This window comes from Citrobacter sp. L55 (assembly GCF_002850715.1).
Classification (GTDB): domain Bacteria; phylum Pseudomonadota; class Gammaproteobacteria; order Enterobacterales; family Enterobacteriaceae; genus Citrobacter; species Citrobacter braakii.
On the sequence record NZ_KZ559446.1, the window covers coordinates 1 to 2,133 of the forward strand.

The window sequence follows — 2,133 nt, forward strand, 5'->3', positions numbered from 1 at the left end:
AATGATAGTGTGACGAATCACACTGGGTTTCCCCATTCGGAAATCGCCGGTTATAACGGTTCATATCACCTTACCGACGCTTATCGCAGATTAGCACGTCCTTCATCGCCTCTGACTGCCAGGGCATCCACCGTGTACGCTTAGTCGCTTAACCTCACAACCCGAAGATGTTTCGTAAAACATTTCAGTGTTGCGAAAATTTGAGAGACTCGAACACACCGCTTTTCATTTCTTGTTTACGGAGAAATGAAACAGTGTGTCGTTTCAATTTTCAGCTTGATCCAGATTTTTAAAGAGCAAAACTTCGCAGTGAACCTTTTCAGGTACACTCTGAAGTTTTCTTGTNAATGATAGTGTGACGAATCACACTGGGTTTCCCCATTCGGAAATCGCCGGTTATAACGGTTCATATCACCTTACCGACGCTTATCGCAGATTAGCACGTCCTTCATCGCCTCTGACTGCCAGGGCATCCACCGTGTACGCTTAGTCGCTTAACCTCACAACCCGAAGATGTTTCGTAAAACACTTCAGTGTTGCGAAAATTTGAGAGACTCGAACACACCGCTTTTCATTTCTTGTTTACGGAGAAATGAAACAGTGTGTCGTTTCAATTTTCAGCTTGATCCAGATTTTTAAAGAGCAAAACTTCGCAGTGAACCTTTTCAGGTACACTCTGAAGTTTTCTTGTGTTTTTGCAGTAAGGAATGGTGGAGCTATGCGGGATCGAACCGCAGACCTCCTGCGTGCAAGGCAGGCGCTCTCCCAGCTGAGCTATAACCCCATCGTAAATGCTAATCTCTGTACCCTAATTCGTTTCCGGGCAAGGCGCGGTGGTGCGAAGCATACTGAAGTATGCGAGCATCGCCGTAACACAGCACGGAGGCGAATTTGGNTTTTTGCAGTAAGGAATGGTGGAGCTATGCGGGATCGAACCGCAGACCTCCTGCGTGCAAGGCAGGCGCTCTCCCAGCTGAGCTATAACCCCATCGTAAATGCTAATCTCTGTACCCTAATTCGTTTCCGGGCAAGGCGCGGTGGTGCGAAGCATACTGAAGTATGCGAGCATCGCCGTAACACAGCACGGAGGCGAATTTGGTAGGCCTGAGTGGACTTGAACCACCGACCTCACCCTTATCAGGGGTGCGCTCTAACCACCTGAGCTACAAGCCTGCAGAGATTTTCTTACTGCTAATTTTCATCAGACAATCTGTGTGAGCACTACAAAGNAATTTGGTAGGCCTGAGTGGACTTGAACCACCGACCTCACCCTTATCAGGGGTGCGCTCTAACCACCTGAGCTACAAGCCTGCAGAGATTTTCTTACTGCTAATTTTCATCAGACAATCTGTGTGAGCACTACAAAGGTCGGTTCTTTAAGGTAAGGAGGTGATCCAACCGCAGGTTCCCCTACGGTTACCTTGTTACGACTTCACCCCAGTCATGAATCACAAAGTGGTAAGCGCCCTCCCGAAGGTTAAGCTACCTACTTCTTTTGCAACCCACTCCCATGGTGTGACGGGCGGTGTGTACAAGGCCCGGGAACGTATTCACCGTGGCATTCTGATCCACGATTACTAGCGATTCCGACTTCATGGAGNATCCGGACTACGACATACTTTATGAGGTCCGCTTGCTCTCGCGAGGTCGCTTCTCTTTGTATATGCCATTGTAGCACGTGTGTAGCCCTACTCGTAAGGGCCATGATGACTTGACGTCATCCCCACCTTCCTCCAGTTTATCACTGGCAGTCTCCTTTGAGTTCCCGACCGAATCGCTGGCAACAAAGGATAAGGGTTGCGCTCGTTGCGGGACTTAACCCAACATTTCACAACACGAGCTGACGACAGCCATGCAGCACCTGTCTCAGAGTTCCCGAAGGCACGTTCGCATCTCTGCAAACTTCTCTGGATGTCAAGAGTAGGTAAGGTTCTTCGCGTTGCATCGAATTAAACCACATGCTCCACCGCTTGTGCGGGCCCCCGTCAATTCATTTGAGTTTTAACCTTGCGGCCGTACTCCCCAGGCGGTCGACTTAACGCGTTAGCTCCGGAAGCCACGCCTCAAGGGCACAACCTCCAAGTCGACATCGTTTACGGCGTGGACTACCAGGGTATCTAATCCTGTTTGCTC

The 2,133-nt window shown here is 49.6% G+C and carries 4 tRNA genes and 2 rRNA genes; all 6 read right to left on the reverse strand.

What is annotated here, in order from left to right:
• A 23S ribosomal RNA gene (locus tag B9P82_RS27995) occupies positions 1 to 154 on the reverse strand; the annotation flags it as partial.
• A gap of 554 nt (positions 155 to 708) precedes the next feature.
• Positions 709 to 784, reverse strand: a tRNA-Ala gene (locus B9P82_RS28000).
• Positions 785 to 912: 128 nt separating this feature from the next.
• Positions 913 to 988: transfer RNA gene (locus B9P82_RS28005), tRNA-Ala, on the reverse strand.
• Positions 989 to 1,096: 108 nt separating this feature from the next.
• Positions 1,097 to 1,173 (reverse strand) — tRNA-Ile (locus tag B9P82_RS28010).
• A 61-nt stretch (positions 1,174 to 1,234) separates the two neighbouring features.
• Positions 1,235 to 1,311 (reverse strand) — tRNA-Ile (locus B9P82_RS28015).
• A gap of 71 nt (positions 1,312 to 1,382) precedes the next feature.
• Positions 1,383 to 2,133 (reverse strand): 16S ribosomal RNA (locus B9P82_RS28020); the annotation flags it as partial.